The following is a 19,623-nucleotide window of genomic DNA, read 5'->3' on the forward strand; positions in this document are numbered from 1 at the left end:
CCGGCTGCCCGACCCGACCGGCCGTGCTTCAGCGTGTCGTCGTCAGCCGTGCGGCATGCCGGGCGATGCGGGTGGCCGCGAACTCCGTGCCGGCCACGAAGCGCATCATCGGACCGAACATCGGGGCGGCGAGCGATCCGGTGAAGTACAGGCCGGGCACCGACGATTCGAACGTGCCTGTCAGATGCGGGGCCTTCGAGCCCGGCACGCATGCCACCGCGCCGCGTACGGCGGGTGACAGGAAGGATATGACGTCCAGGTCGAGGCGATAGCCGGTGGCTGCCAGTACGTGGTCCACGGTGAGCGTGGCGCCCCGACCGTGGGGCTCCGAGAGCTCCAGATGCGCGGTGCAGCCGGCCGCCTCGGCGCGAGTGACGCGGCACGACGTGCGCACCGGTACGACACCCTCGACCCGGTCGCGCAGCCACCAGCCGCCCGACGGGCCCAGCGCACGCCGGAACAGCAACAGCCGTGCCGATGAAGGGAGTTGTCGTACCCCGCCCGGAGCCTTGCAGACGGCGGCCAGGACCCAGCCGGTGCCGAGTGGCGAGGCGGGCTTGGCCAGCCGCTGGGTCCAGGGCCGGGCCAGATCCGGTGTCATGCCCCACAGCACGCGCTGCTCCCGGACCAACACCTGTACTTCTGCACCGGCCTCGTGCAGCAGCGCGGCGCTCTCCAGTGCGGACTGGCCGCCGCCGACGACGGCGACGCGCTGACCGGCGTACCGCGACAGGTCCGTGTGGTGGCTGGTGTGCGACACCAGGGCCCCGATGCCGGGACCTTCGGGTGCGAGACGCCGTAACTCGTCCGGGACGTGGGCGAGCCCGTTCAGACCGGTGGCCACGACGACGGCCGCGGCGGCGAGTTCCTGGCCGTCGTCCAGCCGTACGGTGAACCCGGAGCCGGGCGCCGCCCTGTCGACGGCCACGACACGCGCGGGGTCGACCTCACCGACGTACCGCTTCTGGAACCACTGCCCGTAGCGCACGAACACCTCGCACGGGATGGGTGTCAGCTCGGTCAGCTCCGGCTCGCCGTGCAGCCGCCGGAAGTCCGCGAGCCGCCCTCCCGGCTCGGGCGCGGACAGGTCCGTGGCCGCCGGTGTGGATTTCAGGAACATGCCGGTCGCCATCGCATGGCGCCAACTGCCCATCACGTCACCGAAGACGCGAACGGGTACGCCGACGGCCCGCAGATGCGCGGCGACCGAGAGTCCGTACGGCCCGGCGCCGACCACGACGACCGGTGCCCCTTCCCTCCCCGCCGACGCCTGGTCATGGGTGTGGTGCTGTTCCGGAAGCGACTGCGTCACGCATCCCCCTGGTGGTCGACCCGCCCCCACTCCGTCGCCCAGTGTTACCCAATCACCGGCATAGCGATGCGATATGGGGCATACATTGCTGAAATGTGGTCGAACCGTTGGCCGATGACGGTCCGCGACCGCGCCGCGCAGGTGAAGGCCGGCCCGCCGACACCTCCGGAGGAGGCGCCGGCGGGCGACGTGCCGTGGGGTCAGCCCACGCGCAGCGTCAGGGCGGCCGTGTGGAGCTTGCCCCCGGTCTGGAACTGCAGGAAGAGCCGCCAGTTGCCCGCGGTGGGCAGTTCGGCGTGGAAGGACAGGTCCGGGCCCCCGTGGTCGCCGTCGACCTTGGTGGTGGGGTGGAGGTGGGCGAACGCGGCGTCGCCCTCGTGGAAGGCGGTCAGGTGGGCGTAGGTGTCCAGGTACGGCTGGAGGTCGGTGACGGGCTTGCCGTCCTTGGTGATCCGTACCGTCAGAGGATGCGCCATGCCGGCCATGGGCTCGCCTTCCACGGTGACCGTGTATCCGTCGACCGTCGTGCTGTCGGTCGCGGCGGGCAGCCGGGTCCTGGCGGCCGTGCCCGGGACCGTCACCGTCCGGCTGAGCACGAAGTCCTTGCCCTTGCCGCTCCCGCTGTCCGGCGTGAAGGAGACGAACATGCGCCATGAGCCGGAGTCGAGGGAGGAGAGGCCGGCCGTCCAGGTGCCGTCCGGGGCCATCGTCGGGTGGAGGTGCTGGAACCCGGTCAGGTCGGAGCGGATGGCGTAGAAGTGCATCCGCTTGGTCTGGTCGAGGGCGAAGCCCGTCACCGGCTTGCCGTCCGGGCCGGTGACCGTGAAGGGGTACGGGGTCTGCCTCCCGGCGGTCAGGGTGGTGTCGGAGCTGGTGAGGCGGTAGCCGTCCTTGGTGTCGGCCAGGCCGTTGCCGCCGGCCCCGTGCTCCATGCCGGGCATGCCGTTCATCGAGGAGCCGGCTCCGGCCGCGGAGGTCGCGGACGGCTTGGCGCTGTGGTGCATGCCGGGCATGGCGGAGTCGTCGGAGGACCCGCAGGCGGCCAATGTCAGGGCGAGGGCGGCTGCGGTGGCGGCGGCCGCGAGGGCGCGGCGACGGACGGTGGAACGGGTGGAAGCGAACATCGCTGGGGTGTCTTTCCGGGGGGCGCACCACGCCGGGTGGCGCGCGGGGTGATCAGGACGCTGCGGCCGGGCAGCCCGGAGGGGCTGCTCCGGCGCGGTCCTGTCACGTCCGCGCGATGCACACCTGAAGGAGGAGACCACGTCCGCCCGGTGGCCCGCGCCGCCCGGTCCCGCCGGGACGCCATGCGCGGTGCACGGCCCAGGTCGCCAGTGCGGCGAGTGCGAAGAGGGCGGTGAGCGGCACCACGGGCAGCGGGATGCGCTGCTCGGCGGGAGTGGCGACGCACAGCTTCCCGTGCGCGGCCATGTCGTCCGCGGCCCGGAGTATGCCGGGCCGGGTCCCTGCGGGCTCCGCCGATGCCGTCGCGGACTCGTGACCGTCGTGCATGACGACGGCCGACCCCGTCCGACCGTGACAGCCGTCGACGGTCGCGGCCGGGGAGCCGTGCATGAGGAACAGGCCGAGCAGGATCGCGCACAACGTCAGCAGCCGGGTGATGCCCGGCCTGCGGGTGCGTGCGTCGCCCATGATGACGTGTCCTCCCTCCGGCCGCCGCGGACCACCGGGGTGTGGTCAGCGCTACGACCATACCTGGTGGGGGTACCCGTGAAGAAAAGGGCCGGACGGAAAAGGCCGGACGGCATGAAGAAAGGCAAGGAGGTCGACCACTCCTTGCCACTCTCAACGTATAGCGCACCAGGGGGCTTGCGGCAAGGCCCCCGTCGTGTCGCAGAATCACCGGCCGAGGCCACAACCTGCGGAAACACATGGGGGCAGTGATGATCGACGTGATCGTCGTCGGCGGGGGACCGACCGGCTTGATGCTGGCCGGCGAGTTGCGGCTGCACGGCGTGCGCGTGGTCGTGCTGGAGAAGCTGACCGAGCCGACCGAGCAGTCCCGCGGGCAGGGCCTGCACGCGCGCAGCGTCGAGATGATGGACCAGCGCGGCCTGCTGGACCGGTTCCTGGCGGTCAGCGAGAAGTTTCAGGTCGGCGGCCTCTTCGGCGGCATCGCCAAGCCGTGGCCGGACCGGTTGGACACGGCTCACCCGTACGGCGTCGCCACCCCGCAGCCGGTCACCGAGCGGCTGCTCGAGGAGCGTGCCCTCGAGCTCGGTACCGAGATCCGGCGCGGCAGCGAAGTGGTCGGGCTGAGCCAGGACGCGGACGGGGTGGCCGTCGAGCTGGCGGACGGTACGCAGCTGCGCTCGCGGTACCTCGTCGGGTGCGACGGCGGCCGCAGCACGGTGCGGGGGCGGCTCGGCGTCGCCTTCCCCGGCGAGCCCGCCAGGGTCGAGACGCTGCTGGGCGAGATGGAGGTGGCCGAGGATCCGTCGGTCATCGCCGCCGTGGTCGAGGAGGTCCGCAGGACGCAGCTGCGGTTCGGCGTCAGCCCCAGCGGGGACCGGGTGTACCGCGTCGTCGTGCCGGCCGACGGGGTGGCCGAGGACCGTGCGACCGCGCCGACCCTGGAGGAGTTCAGGCGGCAGCTGCGTGCCTTCGCGGGCACCGACTTCGGCGTGCACTCGCCGCGCTGGCTGTCCCGGTTCGGCGATGCCACCCGGCAGGCCGAGCGCTATCGGGTCGGCCGGGTGCTGCTGGCCGGCGACGCGGCGCACATCCACCCGCCGACCGGCGGGCAGGGCCTCAACCTCGGCATCCAGGACGCGTTCAACCTCGGCTGGAAACTGGCCGCCGCGGTCGACGGCTGGGCGCCGGAGGGGCTGCTGGACAGCTACCACACCGAACGGCACCCGGTGGGGGCCGCCGTGCTGGACAACACCCGCGCCCAGATCACCCTGTTGGGGACCGATCCGGGTGCCACCGCGCTGCGGCAGCTGTTCTCGAAGCTGATGGACTTCGAAGAGGTGAACCGGTACGTGACCGGACTCATCACCGCGGTCGAGATCCGCTACGACTTCGGCGAGGGGCACGAACTGCTCGGCCGGCGGCTGCGGGACGTGGGGCTGAAACGGGGGCGCCTGTACGAGCTGATGCACGAGGGCCGCGGACTGCTGCTCGACCAGACCGGCCGGCTCTCGGTGGCGGGCTGGGCGGACCGGGTCGACCACGTCGTCGACGTCAGCGAGGAGCTGGACGTGCCCGCGGTGCTGCTGCGGCCGGACGGCCACGTGGCATGGGCCGGTGAGGACCAGCAGGAGCTGCTCGGCCGGCTGCCCACGTGGTTCGGTGCCGCCGCCGGCTGAACACGCAGCCCCGAACAGGTCACGCGACTTCCGCGTGCTCCGGTGAGCCGCCCATCATCCGGAGCATCGCGGGTCCGCCGGTGCGCAGGAAACGGACGACGAGGACCGCGGCGAGCAGCAGGAACGCGATGTTCAACCAGGTCGTGTAGTCCCAGCTGACGCCCTCCTCGGGGAGCTTCGCATCGGCCTGGTCGGGGATCAGGCCGAGTCCGCCGAAGAGGAACTCCACGACGTACCCGGCGACCGCCATCGCCACGTAGAACGTGGCGAGGAGGAAGACGGCCGTCCGTGACCCGTAGTACTTCCGGTAGATGTTCAGGATGGGCAGGATCACCAGGTCCGCGAAGATGAACGCGATCACGCCGCCGAAGCTGATGCCGCCCTTCCACAGCACCACGGCCAACGGCACGTTCCCGATCGAGCAGACGAACGCCGCGATCGCCACCAGCGGGCCGATGAGCGGCCCGATCGCCTTCGCCACGGCCGGGTCGTCCGCGCGGAAGAACGTACGCCAGAACTCGTCCGGCACCCACGCGGCGATCGCCCCGGCGATGAGTAGGCCCGCCACCAGGTCCCGCAGGATCGCCGCCCACTCCATGACGAAGATGTGCGACACGGAGGTGAACCCCTCGCGGGAGAACAGCCGCCGGGCGAAGCCGCCCTCGCCCTGCACGGACATGTCCATCGCCGCATGCCCCTCCATGGACCCCGCCAGCCCGCGGTCGGCCTGCTCACGTGCCTCGCGGAGCAGGCGCTCGCGCAGCAGGACACGGAACAGGACGGCCAGCACGACGATCATCACCGGGCCGCCGACGAACTCCGCGGCGGTGAACTGCCAGCCCATCAGCAGCGCCAGGATGACGCCGAGTTCCACCACCAGGTTGGTCGAGGCGATCTCGAACGCCATCGCCGCGGTGAAGTTCGCCCCCTTGCTGAACAGCGAGCGGGCGAGTGCGACAGCCGCGTACGAACAGGAGGACGAGGCCACGCCGAGCCCCGCGGCCCGGGCGAGCGTACGCGGCCGGTCGTCCCCGAGCAGCCGTACGATCGTCGCCCTGCGCACCACCGCCTGAACGACCGCCGACAGGGCGAAGCCCAGGATCAGCGCCCAGGTGATCGCCCAGGTCATCGAGCCGGCAATGGCCAGCGCATGGCCGATCGCATGCATGTACGCACCCTTCGTGGCGGCGGGCCTGTCTCGGGTCGAGTCTGCATCGCGGTGTGGTGTCACGCATGCTGTGCCGGGAGGGGCTGCGGCAGCCGTCGCGCCAGGTGGCCGGCGCGGGCGAGGCCGCTGACGGCGGTGGCGCAGGCGAGTCCGGTGCCGGTCAGGGCCGTCCAGGTGAGCCAGAACGCGTCGTGCCGCGCGGCGAAGTCCAGCAGGGCGCCGGTGACGAGGTTGCCGAGGGTGATGCCCAGACCGGAGACGGTGCTGTAGAGGCCGTAGTGCGTGGCGACCAGGCGGCCCCCGGACAGGGCGACGACCGTGTCCATCTCGAACGGATAGGTCACCGCCGCTCCCGCCGAGAGCAGAACCACGGCCACGAACAGCGCGGCCGGCACCCCGACCGACGAGCCGTGCGGGGTGAGCGCCAGCGGGAGGAAGGCCAGCCCCATGGCGACCAGACCCCGCACCAGCGCCTCGGCGGGTTCCCATCGCTCCTTCGCCCAGCCGGTCAGCCGCAGCTGTCCCACGACGGCCACCGCGGCCGAGACCACGAAGAGCCCGCTGGTCAGCGTCGTGCCGTGCGAGCCGAGGGCGTGGGCCGCGGTCAGCGGAAGAGCCAGGTAGATCTGGAAGATCAGCACGTTCGAGCCGATCATCGCCGTGGCGAAGAGCAGGAACGGCCGGTTGGCGACGACCGTGCGCCACTGCGTCAGCACGTGGTCCCGCCCGGCGCCCCCAGGCTCGACGTGCCGGGCGGGCAGGGCCCTCCACTGGAGCAGGGTGAGTGCGCAGAACACGGCCGCGGCCACCGCACACACCAGGCCGAAGTCGGCCGCCAGCAGCGCGAGTCCGACCACCGGGCCGAGCAGCATGCCCGCCTGGTAGTAGACGTTGAACGTCGCGAAGGCGTCGACGCGGCGGTCGCCCGCCTCGACGGCGAGGCAGGCACGCACGGCCGGATTGAACAGGGCGCCGGCGAAGCCAGTGGCCGCGGAGGCGGCGACCAGGGCGGGCAGGCTGTCGACCCAGCCGAGCAGACCGAAGCCCAGGGTGCGCAGGAGACACCCGGTCATGATCGGCGCCTTGTAGCCGAAGCGGTCGGCGAGGGTGCCGCCGATCAGGAACATGCCCTGCTGGGAGAAGTTGCGCACGCCCAGCACCAGACCGACCGCCCAGGCGGCCAAACCCAGTTGGCCGGAGAGGTGGGCGGCCAGGTAGGGCATGAGCATGTAGAAGGCGAGGTTGATGCCGAACTGGTTGGCCATCAGCAGCCGTACGGCGGGCGGAAAGGAGCGGGTCTGCCGCCACAGCTGCCTCATCGGGCGACCCCGGCCGGCTGCGGGACATCGCCGGTGGCGAGCGGGTCGACGACCTGGGCGCAGCGGGTCCAGCGGGTGACGGCCCGTACGCCGGGGTGGGCGATCTCGTCGGGATCGTCGGCGGGTGGGTGGCCGAGCAGGCCGTGCGTACGGCAGTAGGTGTCGTCGTAGACCGTGCCGACGTAGCGCTGCGGGCCGTCGGGGAAGACGGCGACGATCCGCTCGCCGGCCGACCGGGTGCGGGCCAGCCAGCGCGCGACGAGGGCGACGGCGCCGACGCTCCAGCCGCCCGTCGCGTAGTGGTCGCGGGCCAGGCGACGGGCGGCCCACACCGCTTCCGGGGCGGCGACCCAGTGGATCTCGGCGAAGAGGCCGTAGGCGACGTTGCGCGGATGGATGCTGCTGCCCAGGCCGCGCATCAGGCGTGGTGCTGCGGGCTGCCCGAAGATCGTCGAGCCCGTCGCGTCGACCCCGACGACGCGCAGCCCGGGGGAGTGACGGCGCAGTACGGAGGCGATGCCGGCCGAGTGCCCGCCGGTGCCGACGGAGACCACGAGGACGTCGACACGGCCCAGCTGGGCGGCCAGTTCACGGGCGAGCGGGGCGTAGGCGGCGACGTTGTCGGGGTTGTTGTACTGGTCCGGGCACCACGCGCCGGGATGTGCGGCCAGGAGTTCGGCGACCCGGTGGCGCCGGGCCTGCTGCCAGCCGCCGGTGGGGTGCGGGGCCTCGACCACCTCGACCTCGGCGCCGTGGGCGGTGAGGAGGCCGGTCATCAGGGGCTCCATGCCGGTGTCGGTGACGACCGTGACGGGATGCCCGAAAGTGGCGCCGGCCAGGGCCAGGCCGAGGCCGAGGGTGCCGGAGGTGGACTCCACGATCCGGGCGCCGGGCCGCAGCGCTCCACGTTCCCGGGCCGCGCGCACCATGTACAGGGCGGCGCGGTCCTTGATGCCCCCGGGGTTGTGTCCTTCGAGCTTGGCCCAGAAACCGCGTCCGGCGGCGGTGAAGGGTGCGCCGATCCACAGGACCGGGGTGTCCCCGACGAGGCCGGGGAGACTGCTGGTGGGGTCGTTCATGGCGTGCTTCTCCTGCGGCCGGGCCGCGGGCGGCGACCGGCCGTGGGTAGGGGGAGGACGGTGATCGGCCGCCACGCCCGGCACCAGCGGGGGAGTCGGGCGTGGCCGAGGGGCGATCAGGTCCGCCACACACCCAGGCGAGCCGGTGAGGGTCCCAGGGAGAAGTCGGCCGTCCCGGCGGCCGGAGGGTGCGCCGACGGCACCACGCACGCCGAACGGGAGACGGCCACGGTGACCGGCAGCGCCTCGTGAACCGTCGGCAGGGACCGGGCCGCGCCCCGCGGTGCCTGGATCGTCGGTTCGTCTCCGCCGCAGCAGTGCGATTCGTCGTCGTGGTCCGGGTCCGACGGCAGGCAGGCGGGGTCCGGCGAGGGGGCATCGGCCTGAGCGAGGGCGACGCGGGCGGTCGGGACCGTGTCCGACCGCGCCGAGGCCGGCGACGTCGGTCCGTGTGCGCAGGCCAGCAGGTGCATCAGGGCGGCCAGGAGCACCGCGACGGCCGTCACGGCGCGCAACGCCGAGCGGCCGCTGGGGTGATCCGGGCAAACCCTCACGGCGCAAAGAGTAATCGCACCATCACCCTAAGTTGTCTCCATCAGGGGTGTTTCGGCTCTCTGCTGAGGCACTTCCACGGCGTCCCCCTCGGACGGCCACGGCGGTCGCCTCTGCGACCGTCGACCCCTGCGTCTGCCCCGGGGTGTGCGCTGAGGCCACCACAGGACGTACGCGGCGGAGCCGACCGCGAAGGCGAGACGGATGAAGCCCCTCGCCGAATCGGAGGGGACCAGCAGGGCGCTGCCGTACAGGGAGATGAGGGCGACCCAGCTGACCCAGGGGACCAGACGGCGCTGGCCGATCGAGTCCCAGATCAGGGTGCCGAGCAGGACCGAGGCGTTGTAGTACGTGTACACGCTCGGGTCCAGGACGATCCGGGCGTCGGCGGCGAGCAGTACGACCGCCGGCCAGCGGTGCCGGTGGACCGCCAGCGCGCCCAGGGCGATCCCCAGGGCCATCTGGGCGGGGCGGTCCCACCAGGGGGTGGCGGCATCGTGCACGCCGAACCAGCGCAGGGACGACGCCGGTTGGTTGGGAATGGTGAAGTGGGCCGCGGCCAGCGTCTCCATGTGGGTGAGGTAGAAGGGCAGCCAGGCCGCGGCCACCAGACCGACCGCCCACGCTGCGGAGCGCAGGCGCGCGGGGCGCGGCAGCGCCAGGAGGAGGGGCAGGAAGCCGACAGCCCAGGGTTTGGAGTCGACCGCCAGCGCCAGCAGGACACCGACCCAGGTCGCGTTGGAGCGGACCAGTGCCCGTACGGCCAGTGTGGTGAAGAACAGCGCCAGGACGTCGTCGAGATGCGCGAAACGCACCGAGACCTCCACCCACATCGGGATGAAGGCCGCCCCGGCGACCAGCACCCGCTGCTGGAGGCGCTTGTGGTTGAGCCCGGAGCCCCGGTTGTGGTCGGCGGCGGCACGGCCGACCAGCACCAGGATGTACAGGCCCAGGCCCGACATGAAGGCGTCGGCGAGCTTCTCGCCCACCTCGACGGGGAACGGTTCGAACAGCGCGGCGACCAGGAAGCTGACCGGGCCGATCTGCAGCTCGGGATGGTTGGCGTAGAGCGCGAGCCCACCGCCGGGGATCTGACTGAACAGCAGTTGCTGACCGGTTCTCAGATAATGCCAGGACACGGCCCCATGACGCTCGGCCACGACGAACCAGACGGCTGTCCACAGGGTCAGCAGCGCGTTGTGCCGCCGCACCGGAGAACGCCCGATCCGGCCGATGCGCGCTCCGCCCCTGGGTACGGCTCGCGCCGTCTCCCGGTTCCGCACGTTCCGTCCTTCCTCTCCGCCCGGCTCCGGCGGGACGGCCGAGGACCCGGGCACCGCACGGCGTCACTCCTCTAGAGGGGGCCCGAACGCCGAGGGTTCCGCACGTCGTTGCTTTCTCACGACGCCTTACCAGGCGCTTACTTGGCTTTCTCTGGCTTTCCCCGGGCCTCTCTCGGCCGTGGCCGCGACCGTTGCCTTGGCCGTCCCCGGCTTTCCCGTCGGCTGTGCTCGTCGGAATTCCCCGGAACATCGGGCTCCGATGTCGCATTTCCGGGAACTCGCCGAGGCCCAGCGGGTTCATGTTCGCGTAGGAGAAGATGCCCTTGCGGCCGGACGGGGCGGCGACGTCGGTGCGGTCGCTCCAGGTGCCGATGTCGTTCTGGTCGGCCTGCTTCGACAGGATCCAGCTCAGGGACACGCACGACGGCCTGCTGAAACGACGTCGGCCGCAGCATCGTCGGAAGCCTTTTCGGCGTCCTCGTGCCGGGACTCGCCTTCACCAAGCCGGGCGTCGGCGAGTCCGTCGGCATCTGAGTCAGTCCGTGGACCGGCGGACCCGGTTCGCCTCGCGGGCGATCGCCCAGGCGTCCGCCACCGGACCCATGTGCCCGAGCTTGTCGGGGTTGACCACGGACCGGATCGTCTGGATCTGGCCGTCGAGCACGTCCAGCGTCCAGGTGTTGAGGATCTTGCCGTCCGCGTCGCGGAAGATCGCACCCGGCTGGCCGTTCACCTCGTGCAGCTCGAACGTCACGCCGATCCGGACGAGCGCGGTCACGAACGAGGTGAGCAGCCGGGCCACGTTCTCGCCGCCGAAGATGCCCCGGCCCCACTGCGGTGCCTTCCCGCCGCTGTCGCCGACCATCGCCACGTCGGCCGCGAGCAGCTCCCGCAGCGCGTCGACGTCCCCTTCCCGGAAGGCCTCGAAGAACCGCTCGGCGAGCTCATCGCGCTCCTGCCGGTCGGCCTCGAAACGGGGCCGGCCCGCGTCCATGTGGCGCCGTGCCCGCACCGCGAGCTGGCGGCACGCCGCCTCCGACCTGCCCACCGCCGAGGCGATCTCCGGGAAGCCGAAGGCGAACACCTCCCGCAGGACGAAGACCGCGCGCTCCAGCGGGCTGAGCCGCTCCAGCAGCAACAGGGCGGCCATCGACAGCGAGTCGGACAGTTCCGCCGAGCGCTCCGGGTCCTGGTAGGGGTCGGTGAGCAGCGGTTCGGGGAACCACGGGCCGACGTACTCCTCGCGCCGGACCCGGGCCGAGCGCAGCACGTCGATCGAGATCCGGCTCACCACGGCGGAGAGGTAGGCCTTGACCGACGTGGGTTGTACGGGGGAGGACTCGTAGCGCAGCCAGGTCTCCTGGACCGCGTCCTCGGCCTCGCTCACGCTGCCCAGGATCCGGTAGGCGATCGAGAACAACAGCGGCCGTAGTTGTTCGAACTCCTCGACCCGGGTCACGCGAGTCCCTCCTTGAATCCCTGTCGCCACGACGGATAGCGCAGCTGCCAGCCCAGCTCGTGCTTGGCCTTGGCGTTGGAGAAGCCGCGCCCCTCGGTCATCATCGTCACCACCACCTGCCCGGCCAGCAGCCGGGCCAGCCACTTGGGGACCCGCATCGGCCGCTTCGCCCCCGCGCACTCCGCCAGATAGGGCAGCCATGCGCTCTCCGGGGCCGGTTCGTCGTCGACGATGTTGAACACCCCCCTCGCCCTCTGCTCCACGGCCAGGACGGTGGCGCTCGCCGCGTCGTCGAGATGCACCCACGAGGCGTACCCGGTGCCGTCCCCGACCAGCGGGAACTGCCGCTTGCGCACGAGCACGAGCTGGTCGTCGGTGGCGCCCGGCCCGTAGAACCCGCCGTATCGCAGCACCGCACCGCCGAACCTGCCGACCGCGTCCTCGACGTGACGAACCGCCGCCATCGCCGGGTACGCGGGCGTTCCCTCGTGCATGTCCAGCGGGTCCTCCTCGGTCTTCACCCAGCCGCCCTCGCGGATACCGTTCCAGTTCGCGTAGCCCTGCGCGACGAAGTGCGGCACCCCGGTCGCCACGGCCGCGGCCAGCAGGTGATCCGTCCCCGCGGTGCGCAGCCGGATGGTGGGGACGGCCCACCGGTCGAAGTGCTTGAGGTCGGGCTTGCCGGCGTGGGCGAGACTGATCCCGGTCATCTGGTGCACGATCACGTCCGGCTGCGCCTTGGCCACCGCTTCACCGACCGAGTCCGCGTCCAGCCCGTCCATCACGACGCCTTCCGCGCCGAGCTGCTCAATCAGGCCCAGCTTGGCCCTGTTCGTCGTCGTGGCCGTCACCTGATGCCCCCGCGCGACCAGTTGCGGCACCAGCCGCTGCCCCAGAACCCCGGACCCGCCCGCCACGAACACCCGCATGACCATCACCTTCCCTATGCCGGAGCCTGTCTCCGAGAGCTGAGACGAGACAGCCCGGCAGGCTGTGACATGGGGGCGCAGAAGGCCTGGAAAGCGGTGCCGCGCGCTCCTCCCGATAGCACTCTCGCCAGGTGTACCGCGGGAGGAGTACTTCGCACGGCCGGCACCGGGATGGCGGGGGCTCCGTTCCCGGCTGCGGTATGAAAGCCCCCCGGAAAATACTGGTGAGCCTTTGCCTGCCCCCGGTTATCCTGCCTCGTCCTGAACAGGCTAGGGAGGCTCCCCACCATGAGCAGCACCATGTCGTCCTTTCCCGAGCGGATCGAGCTCTCGGGGGAGGGTCTCGTCCTCCGCGACTGGACGGAGGCGGACCTGGCCGCGATGCCGGAGCTGTTCGACCACCCCGACATCGCGTACTGGACACCGATCGTCTCCCCCTTCGACAAGGCGGCCGCCCGCGCACGGCTGGACCGGGACCGGCAGCTGCGGGCGGAGGGCACGACGATCCTGCTCGCCATCACCGTCGACGGCGGCGCACCGCTCGGCGAGGTGATGCTGCGGCGTGCCTCCGAGGGCACGGAGCTCGGCTACGCGATCGGCCCGGCGCACCGCGGCCAGGGGCTGGCGGCGCGGGCGGTGCGGGTGATGGCCGCGTACGCCTTCGAGCAGCTGGCCGCGAGGCAGGTGATCCTGGAGCTGGAGGCCGAGAACGCCGCCAGCGTCGCCGTAGCCACCAAGGCGGGCTTCAGACTGCTCGACGTGCCGCTGATCACGGGTGAGGAGAAGGGGCGACCCTACGCCCTGCAGACGTGGGGTCTGAGCCGCCCCTGACCCTCTGCCTCCACCAGGCTGTCAAGCTGATGGTTCGGCTGACTGGGCAGTTCGTATCCAATGAGTCGAGTTCGCTGGCACGGCAGGGCAAGATGCCCTCGTGGTCACTCCGTTCGTCAACGTCTGCGGGAAAGCCGAAGACGTATCAACGTCGTCAGACGACGGCGGAACTCGCCGGCCCGGTCCGGGTTCCGTATCGCCCGGCGCGTAGGTGCCCGAGCAGCCCGCACAGCTCATGGATCGAACTCCTCATGCGGTGCTCACGCACGAGCGCCCTCCCAGGCTGTCCTCGGGCCGTGGAAGGGCGCTCAACGACGCCTAACGCCGACAGCTACCGACGACTCAGCAGCAGGCCAGAATGTTGATCGATTAGGCGGCCCCAGGTCACAGCCGCCGGTGGTCAGTTGTGGCTGAGCTGAGCTACAGGCCGTCACGCTCGATCAACGAACCATCGGGCCCCAGCGTGTAGACGCGCGGCGGCTGCATCGCTTCAACCGCCCTCCGCAGCGCCGCTTCCTGCTCGGCACGGCCAGGCCCGTGTGGTTCTCGCACGTGGAATCCGTACAACTCGATGGCCTCCGCATCGACATCGTCGGGCTGCGGACGGCCTTCCTGGATGAAGCCGCAGAGCGCACGCAACGCGTCCTCGCCCAGGTCCAAGGGGTGAAAGGGCAGGGCGTAAGGCTCTTCGTCCTCGCCGGGCCAGGGGACGATGTCGGCCGGGCGGTCCCCTGCCCAGTAGGGCAGTTCGAAGGGGAGCGGTTCGCCGATGTTCTCGATGATGCCGCTGTCCGGGGACAGGCTCAGAGAGCGGATGAGGCGCCCGTCCTCCCAGACGGCGAACGCCAGCCAGTCGACGACGCTGTGCATCGCGTGCAGGACGAGCCGTCGGCCGGCACTTGCCGCCACGAGGTGTTCCGGGAGCTCGGAGGGGACGTCGATCATCACCCTCTGATCACCGATGACATCCACGCCCGGCCAGCTGGCCGCGTACGTCATTCCCTTCGAGGGGTAGACGCCGTCCCAGAGATTCGAGCCCCCGCACTCCTCGATCTCCCGGCCCGGGTAGAGCCGCCGCATCATGGCGATCGTCCGGTCAAGGTCCGCCGCGTCCACCTGTCGCAGCAACTCCGGCACGTCGCCGTCGGCGTACACCAGCAGTCCCGTCTTGGCTCCCAAAGCCCCTCCCCAGAGCGTTGCCCTTGATGGCGAACGCACCATAGCCGCACGCACTGACAACGGAGGCGACTCAGCCCGGCTGCCAAGCTGGGCCGTCTCTGGGCCGTGCGAGGCCACCCGACGCCGACCGACAACGACAGAAGCCCACGGCAGAGATGGGTACTCAGGTGGCGGGGTGGTGGGCGCGAGGGCTGGGTAAGCCGGCCGGCACGCGGGGCGGGCGTGTGAACCGGACGGGGACCCCTGGGGAGTAGAGCACGCTTGTGGGCGCTCCTATGGGGGCGGGCAAGCCTGCGTTGGTGACGAGGGTTTGGTCGCAGTGGAGTAGTTCGGCGCGGTGGAGCGGCCAGCGGGGGTGAGCGTTGGGGAGGTACAAGGGGCGGCCGAGGAAGGTGCTGTGCATGCCCCAGCGGGCGGTGAGGAAGTGCTCGAGTTCGGTCGGTGCCTCGACCCGTTCGCCGACCCGTATCGCAAGGTTGCTGTGCGCGTTGCGAGGGCCGGGCCAGCGTCGGCTGCTGGTGTAGGTGATCGTCGTGCCCTGCTGGTGGATCTTCATCCGCGACCAGACGTAGGGGAGGCGGACTGCGGTTCGCCCGATGGCGACGGGGATCAGGCGAGAAGCGTCCAGCGAGCGGAAGACGACGCCGCGTCGCCCGTGGGTGTCCACGGAGTAGAGGCGCACGTTGGTCTCGGGGAAGGAGCCGAGGTAGGGGATGCCGGGGAGGCGGAACCATCCGACGCGATGCATCCGGAAGGCGACGAGTCCGACGTAGGTGATGCCGTGCAGCGTGTCCGGTCGGGTGCCGACCGGCAGGAGCGGGGCGACGTCCGCCGGGTCGACGGGCCAGTGGAGGAAGGCGAGGTCGAGCCAGGACTGGGTGAGGAGAGGGCGGTCCGCGGTATGAGGCGGGTCGACTGTTATCGGTCCGGGCTCCACGCTGAGCGATGGCTGCGGCATCGGGCCAGTATCCCGAATCGCCCTGCCCAACAGCCCGCGGCTGCGCCCTGTTCTGACGGGCCTCGGTTGTTGTTGCGCCGTCGCTGGCGCTTTGATGGCCTTCGCCACCGCTCAATTCTTCCCGCACAGGATCCAGCCTCCGGGCCGGATCCTGGCGCGCTTGGACGGGCCGCGGACAAGTCGACGATCGCGTCGCTGGTGGCGACCTTGCGGGCGTCGTCGCCCGCGACCGCGTCCAGGACGCCATCTTGGAGCGCTTCGCCGAGAACGTCGACGATCAGGGAGACGACGAGATCTGAGGGAGTTCTCCCTCACCGCCTCCCTGTACATGACCTGTAGAAAAGGCCAGTCAGGGAGGTCAGGGAGGCGACACCGAAGGGGAGTCCCGCAGCCTGGAAACGGGCTTCAGGGCTCCCCTTTCCGCGTCCCTCCCTGCTTCCAGCCTCGCCTCGGCCGCCGCGCTCACGAAGCAGGCCTCCGTCAATTGTGGGCTGTCGCCCCACTGGCCGGGAGTGATCAACAGGGCCAGCGGTCGGTGGCCGCCCTCCCCAGCCAGGTGGATCTTGCAGGTCAGGCCGCCTCGGGAGCGGCCCAGTCCCTCGTCGGGGCGGTGCTGCCACTGCCGGGCCGCCAGCGCCACCAGCAGCAGCCCGAAGGCCGGCTTGAGCACCGACGACACCGTTGACGGCTTGCCCGCGGAGGTGTTGGCAGCCTGGCCGACCAGCAGCATCACCACCACGGTCACCACGACGATCCCGGCCACCCAGCCGGTCAAGAACCCGGTGCTGGTCCTGGCCGCCTGCCGCGACAGCAGCATCAAGATGACCGCGATGATCGGCGCCTCCTCCCTCACCAAGACTTGATTTTCAGGTCTATGGGTTAGGCCTTCTCGATGTCGGGTAGCGGCCAGCTGCGATCGAAGTACGCCTCGGTCGGCGCGAACAGGGCGCAGTGCTGGCCGAGTGTCGCGCGGCTCAGCGCCCTACGCGCAAGGACCACCGGTACGGCGGGGACGAGTCCGCTCGATCGCCGTACCTGGCCAGCACTCCATGTTCGGTGAGAACGCTCAACCTTCACTGCGAGAGGTCACCGCGTAGATGTCCCGATGGCGGGGAATCTCATGTGCTGAGCTCCTGCCGGTCGGTGGGGTGGATGACCGTGAAGTCGCGGGCGTCGAAGCGGGCCACCTGCGTGCGGAGCCGGCCGGTGGACCAGGGCCAGCTGAAGCTGTTGCGGCCGTTGGCGTCGAGGTAGTAGCTCCGGCATCCGCCGGTGTTGTAGACGGTGCCCGCGAGCGCGGCCTGCAGTTCGGTGTTGTAGGCGGTCTGCACGTCGCGGCGTACCTCGACCGACGTCCACCCCTTGGCGCGCGCTGAGAGGATCGCGCCGAAGGCGAGATCGAGCTGGGCTTCGAGGATGGTGAACGCGGAGCTGTGTCCGGTGCCCAGGCCGGGACCGAGAAGCAGAAAGGCGTTGGGGAACCCGGAGGTGACGGTGCCGAGGTACGCCTCGGGGGAGCCCTGCCAGCGGTCGGCGAGGGAACGTCCGGCGCCGTCGTGGATGAGGTTCGACAGGGGCATGTCGAGGATGTGAAAGCCCGTGCCGAGGATGATCGCGTCCACTTCGGCGCTGCTGCCGTCGGCGCCGAGCACGGTGGTGCCGTTGACCGTGCGGACGGCGCAGGCGTGCACGTCCACATTCGGGCGGGTCAGGGCCGGGTAGTAGTGGTTGGAGAACAGGATGCGCTTGCAGCCGATGATGTAGTCGGGGGTCAGCTTGCGGCGCAATTCACGGTCCCGCACGGTGCCGCGCAGGTGTGCGCGTGCCACGGCCTGTACGCCGCGCAGCAGCGAGGGCCTGCGGATTCCGCGGCCCAGCATCTCCATGGCCCGGTACTCCACCGCGGCCACCGCGGCCCGGGCGCCGGGCACGTGCCGCATCACCCACCGCTCGGCCTTCGGTATGCGATGGTCCGGCTTGGGCAGCACCCACTGGGCAGTGCGCTGGAACAGGTGGAGCCGGTCGACCTGCGGGGCGATGGCCGGGACGAACTGCACGGCCGATGCCCCGGTGCCGAGCACCGCGACCCGCTTGCCGCGCAGGTCGTAGTCATGGTTCCAGCGCGCGGAGTGGAACACCTCGCCGGCAAACTCCGCAAGGCCCGGGATATTGGGAATGAGAGGTTCGTTCCACGGCCCGGCACCGGCGATCAGGAACCGGGCGGTGAACTCGCCGGCATTGGTGCTGATCCGCCATCGTGCCGCGTCGGGCTGCCAGTGCGCCTCGGTCATGCGCACCCCGAACCGGGTGTGCTCGCGCAGCCGGTGCCGGTCGGCGACCCCTTTCACGTAGGCGAGGATCTCCGGCTGGTGCGCGTACACCCTCGTCCAGTCCGGGTTCGGCGCGAAGGAGTAGCTGTAGAGGCGGGACGGCACATCGCACTGGCAGCCCGGATAGGTGTTGGCCCGCCACGTGCCGCCGAAGTCGTCGGCGGCCTCGATGATCAGGAAGTCCCGGATTCCGGCCTCGCGCAACCGGACCCCCGCGCCGACCCCGGAGATGCCGGCGCCGATGACGATGACCTCGAAATGGGCGCTCATGCCGTGGTGCTCCTCTCTATGGCTCGCTTGACACGGTCGGGTGCGGTACGCAAGGAGACGTCGAGGGTGGCCGGGCGGCGGGCGACGTCCATGAAGTTGAAGCCCATGACGGCCAGTTCCTCGGCGCCGGGCTCGATCCGGACGACGCGGGTCCCCGCTGCCCGGAGCAGGTGTTCCTCCGCGTCGAGGGTCCGGGTCATCCAGCGCCTGGCGACGCGCTCGAGGCGGCTCAGCCCGGTGGCGGGCGCGCCCCCGGACGTCGCCATCGGGGCGACGATCACCACCTCGTCCAGACCGAGCGGGGCAACGAGGTCGGCCGATGTCGGCGACACCACCCCGCCGTCGAGGTAGGCACGCCTGTTGATCCGTACCGGAGGGAACCAGCCCGGGATCGCCCACGATGCGGCCAGCGCACTGCCGATGTCGGCGACCGGGGCGTCGGGCGAACCGAACGCGACCCGTCTGCCGGAGCGCGTCTCGCTCGCCACCAGCCACATACGTGACGAGGCGAGCCACGTGTGGCCGTCCGCCAGCGCGGCGCCGAAGCCCCGCAGCCACCCCGCATCCCCACGGCCGCGCGGCAGGAGGCCGAGCAGCCCCGACCCGAGCGGGACACGGCCCCGGACTGCCGCAGCCGTCAGCCCGGCGCCCGGCAGTCCCGGCCACGGAACCGGTGGCAGGGCACCCGGGTGCGCGCCGACGTGCCGCAGGAGCAGCGGGTCCGCGTCGGACCGGCCCTGCAGTGCCGCAAGCAGGTCGGAGACCGACCGGCCGGACCCGAGCGCGGACACGACCTCCGCCCCAGCCGACGTCCCCACCAGCACCTCTGCCGTGCGGGCATCCCAGTCGAGCTGCTCCTCGACCGCGGCCAGCGCCGCAACTGCCCATGCGAAGCCGAGGGTGCCGCCGCACCCGACGACCAGCCCGCGTCGTTGACGCCCCTTCATGGATTCTCCCGGTATTCGAATTCCAAGGGAATTTGAAAGCTAGCGGTATCCTCCGGGGGTGGCAAGACTGACCCGGGCCGAGAGCCAGGCCCGCACCCGCGAACACGTCCTCGACACCGCGTACGCGCTCTTCCTGGGCAACGGCTTCACGGCGACGTCAATGGAGCGTGTCGCCGAGGCGGCGGGCTACTCGAAGGGGGCGGTGTACTCCAACTTCGCCACCAAGAACGAGCTGTGCCTGGCCGTGCTCGACCGCATCGCCGCGGAACAGGTGACACAGCTGGCCGCCGCGATGGGCGACGCGCCCCACTTCGAGGACCGGATCGCGGGATTCGCCCGCTGGGCCGACGAGACCATCGGCGACAGCTCGTGGACCTCGCTGGAAGTGGAGTTCGCCACCGCCAACCGCCGCGACAAGCAGGTGTGCGAGCAGCTCGCCCAGCGTCGGCGCACCGTCACCGATGCGCTCGCGGACCTGATCCGGGCGCAGGCGGACGAACTCGGCATCACACCTGCCCTGCCCGCCGACACCGCCGCCCTGACCCTGCTCAGCCTCGGCATCGGGCTCGGCGTCCAGCGCGCCTTCGACCCGACCGTCCCGGTGCGGCCCATCGTCGACCTGCTGCGCAGCGTCATGAGCGGGTACCCCTGAGGGTGCCCATGCTGCTTCGCTGA

At 71.1% G+C, this 19,623-nt stretch carries 17 protein-coding genes and 1 pseudogene; 3 read left to right on the forward strand and 15 right to left on the reverse strand.

The window, feature by feature from the left end:
* Positions 1-28: 28 nt before the first annotated feature.
* The 3 genes from ACIRVH_RS08770 to ACIRVH_RS08780 form a co-directional block, all read right to left on the reverse strand.
* Positions 29-1,312: an FAD-dependent oxidoreductase gene (locus ACIRVH_RS08770; RefSeq protein ID WP_403949753.1), complete on the reverse strand. Its 1,284-nt coding sequence runs from the start codon at positions 1,310-1,312 to the stop codon at positions 29-31.
* A 200-nt stretch (positions 1,313-1,512) separates the two neighbouring features.
* Positions 1,513-2,436: a hypothetical protein gene (locus ACIRVH_RS08775; protein ID WP_403949756.1), complete on the reverse strand. Its 924-nt coding sequence runs from the start codon at positions 2,434-2,436 to the stop codon at positions 1,513-1,515.
* A 103-nt stretch (positions 2,437-2,539) separates the two neighbouring features.
* The gene (locus ACIRVH_RS08780) at positions 2,540-2,965 is read right to left on the reverse strand and encodes a hypothetical protein (RefSeq protein WP_403949759.1); all 426 of its coding nucleotides are present in this window, start codon (positions 2,963-2,965) and stop codon (positions 2,540-2,542) included.
* Between the two features lie 251 nt (positions 2,966-3,216).
* Here ACIRVH_RS08780 and rox point away from each other — a divergent pair, with 251 nt between their 5' ends.
* Positions 3,217-4,644 (forward strand): rifampin monooxygenase, encoded by a 1,428-nt coding sequence (rox, locus tag ACIRVH_RS08785; protein ID WP_403949761.1) that lies wholly within the window; start codon positions 3,217-3,219, stop codon positions 4,642-4,644.
* 19 nt (positions 4,645-4,663) lie between these two features.
* Here rox and ACIRVH_RS08790 read toward each other — a convergent pair whose 3' ends face one another.
* The 7 genes from ACIRVH_RS08790 to ACIRVH_RS08820 all read right to left on the reverse strand — a co-directional run bounded on the left by ACIRVH_RS08790 (position 4,664) and on the right by ACIRVH_RS08820 (position 12,439).
* Complete coding sequence (locus ACIRVH_RS08790; protein WP_403949763.1) at positions 4,664-5,812, reverse strand: permease; 1,149 nt, start codon at positions 5,810-5,812, stop codon at positions 4,664-4,666.
* A 59-nt stretch (positions 5,813-5,871) separates the two neighbouring features.
* Positions 5,872-7,131 carry an MFS transporter gene (locus ACIRVH_RS08795; protein ID WP_403949766.1) on the reverse strand — a complete coding sequence of 420 codons (1,260 nt, stop codon included), beginning with the start codon at positions 7,129-7,131 and terminating at the stop codon, positions 5,872-5,874.
* Positions 7,128-8,210, reverse strand: a complete 1,083-nt coding sequence (locus tag ACIRVH_RS08800; protein ID WP_403949769.1) for a PLP-dependent cysteine synthase family protein — start codon at positions 8,208-8,210, stop codon at positions 7,128-7,130. The genes ACIRVH_RS08795 and ACIRVH_RS08800 overlap by 4 nt, the downstream gene beginning before the upstream one ends.
* Positions 8,211-8,326: 116 nt before the next feature.
* The gene (locus ACIRVH_RS08805) at positions 8,327-8,764 is read right to left on the reverse strand and encodes a hypothetical protein (RefSeq protein WP_403949771.1); all 438 of its coding nucleotides are present in this window, start codon (positions 8,762-8,764) and stop codon (positions 8,327-8,329) included.
* 27 nt (positions 8,765-8,791) lie between these two features.
* The gene (locus ACIRVH_RS08810) at positions 8,792-10,045 is read right to left on the reverse strand and encodes a hypothetical protein (protein WP_403949773.1); all 1,254 of its coding nucleotides are present in this window, start codon (positions 10,043-10,045) and stop codon (positions 8,792-8,794) included.
* 535 nt (positions 10,046-10,580) lie between these two features.
* Positions 10,581-11,504, reverse strand: a complete 924-nt coding sequence (locus ACIRVH_RS08815) for an RNA polymerase sigma-70 factor (RefSeq protein WP_403949776.1) — start codon at positions 11,502-11,504, stop codon at positions 10,581-10,583.
* The gene (locus ACIRVH_RS08820) at positions 11,501-12,439 is read right to left on the reverse strand and encodes an NAD-dependent epimerase/dehydratase family protein (protein ID WP_403949778.1); all 939 of its coding nucleotides are present in this window, start codon (positions 12,437-12,439) and stop codon (positions 11,501-11,503) included. Before ACIRVH_RS08820 ends, ACIRVH_RS08815 begins: the two co-directional genes overlap by 4 nt.
* Before the next feature lie 282 nt (positions 12,440-12,721).
* Between ACIRVH_RS08820 and ACIRVH_RS08825 the strand changes: the two genes are divergently transcribed.
* Entirely contained in the window at positions 12,722-13,264 is a 543-nt protein-coding gene (locus ACIRVH_RS08825; RefSeq protein ID WP_403949780.1) for a GNAT family N-acetyltransferase, read from the forward strand.
* A 420-nt stretch (positions 13,265-13,684) separates the two neighbouring features.
* Here ACIRVH_RS08825 and ACIRVH_RS08830 read toward each other — a convergent pair whose 3' ends face one another.
* The 5 genes and pseudogenes from ACIRVH_RS08830 to ACIRVH_RS08850 form a co-directional block, all read right to left on the reverse strand.
* On the reverse strand, positions 13,685-14,419 hold the full coding sequence (locus ACIRVH_RS08830; protein ID WP_403949783.1) for a DUF6928 family protein: 735 nt from the start codon (positions 14,417-14,419) through the stop codon (positions 13,685-13,687).
* 187 nt (positions 14,420-14,606) lie between these two features.
* Positions 14,607-15,401, reverse strand: coding sequence for a YqjF family protein (locus ACIRVH_RS08835; protein ID WP_403949785.1), 795 nt, complete (start codon positions 15,399-15,401; stop codon positions 14,607-14,609).
* A gap of 481 nt (positions 15,402-15,882) precedes the next feature.
* Positions 15,883-16,254 (reverse strand): annotated as a pseudogene (locus ACIRVH_RS08840) (GAP family protein); the annotation flags it as partial.
* A 265-nt stretch (positions 16,255-16,519) separates the two neighbouring features.
* Positions 16,520-18,001, reverse strand: coding sequence for a flavin-containing monooxygenase (locus ACIRVH_RS08845; protein ID WP_403949787.1), 1,482 nt, complete (start codon positions 17,999-18,001; stop codon positions 16,520-16,522).
* Positions 17,998-18,948: a patatin-like phospholipase family protein gene (locus ACIRVH_RS08850; protein WP_403949790.1), complete on the reverse strand. Its 951-nt coding sequence runs from the start codon at positions 18,946-18,948 to the stop codon at positions 17,998-18,000. The genes ACIRVH_RS08845 and ACIRVH_RS08850 overlap by 4 nt, the downstream gene beginning before the upstream one ends.
* Positions 18,949-19,006: 58 nt before the next feature.
* On the opposite strand from ACIRVH_RS08850, the gene ACIRVH_RS08855 reads away from it, so the two are divergent.
* A complete protein-coding gene (locus tag ACIRVH_RS08855) occupies positions 19,007-19,600 on the forward strand; it encodes a TetR/AcrR family transcriptional regulator (protein WP_403949792.1) in 594 nt (197 codons plus the stop codon).
* Positions 19,601-19,623 lie beyond the last annotated feature (23 nt).

This window comes from Streptomyces sp. NPDC101165 (assembly GCF_044768135.1).
GTDB lineage: Bacteria > Actinomycetota > Actinomycetes > Streptomycetales > Streptomycetaceae > Streptomyces.

Excerpts from the sequence above, each read along its gene's own strand:
- ACIRVH_RS08775 (WP_403949756.1), bottom strand. The coding sequence starts at position 2,436 with ATGTTCGCTTCCACCCGTTCCACCGTCCGTCGCCGCGCCCTCGCGGCC.
- ACIRVH_RS08780 (WP_403949759.1), bottom strand. The coding sequence starts at position 2,965 with ATGGGCGACGCACGCACCCGCAGGCCGGGCATCACCCGGCTGCTGACG.
- rox (WP_403949761.1), top strand. The coding sequence starts at position 3,217 with ATGATCGACGTGATCGTCGTCGGCGGGGGACCGACCGGCTTGATGCTG.
- ACIRVH_RS08790 (WP_403949763.1), bottom strand. The coding sequence starts at position 5,812 with ATGCATGCGATCGGCCATGCGCTGGCCATTGCCGGCTCGATGACCTGG.
- ACIRVH_RS08795 (WP_403949766.1), bottom strand. The coding sequence starts at position 7,131 with ATGAGGCAGCTGTGGCGGCAGACCCGCTCCTTTCCGCCCGCCGTACGG.
- ACIRVH_RS08800 (WP_403949769.1), bottom strand. The coding sequence starts at position 8,210 with ATGAACGACCCCACCAGCAGTCTCCCCGGCCTCGTCGGGGACACCCCG.
- ACIRVH_RS08820 (WP_403949778.1), bottom strand. The coding sequence starts at position 12,439 with ATGGTCATGCGGGTGTTCGTGGCGGGCGGGTCCGGGGTTCTGGGGCAG.
- ACIRVH_RS08825 (WP_403949780.1), top strand. The coding sequence starts at position 12,722 with ATGAGCAGCACCATGTCGTCCTTTCCCGAGCGGATCGAGCTCTCGGGG.
- ACIRVH_RS08835 (WP_403949785.1), bottom strand. The coding sequence starts at position 15,401 with ATGCCGCAGCCATCGCTCAGCGTGGAGCCCGGACCGATAACAGTCGAC.
- ACIRVH_RS08845 (WP_403949787.1), bottom strand. The coding sequence starts at position 18,001 with ATGAGCGCCCATTTCGAGGTCATCGTCATCGGCGCCGGCATCTCCGGG.
- ACIRVH_RS08850 (WP_403949790.1), bottom strand. The coding sequence starts at position 18,948 with ATGAAGGGGCGTCAACGACGCGGGCTGGTCGTCGGGTGCGGCGGCACC.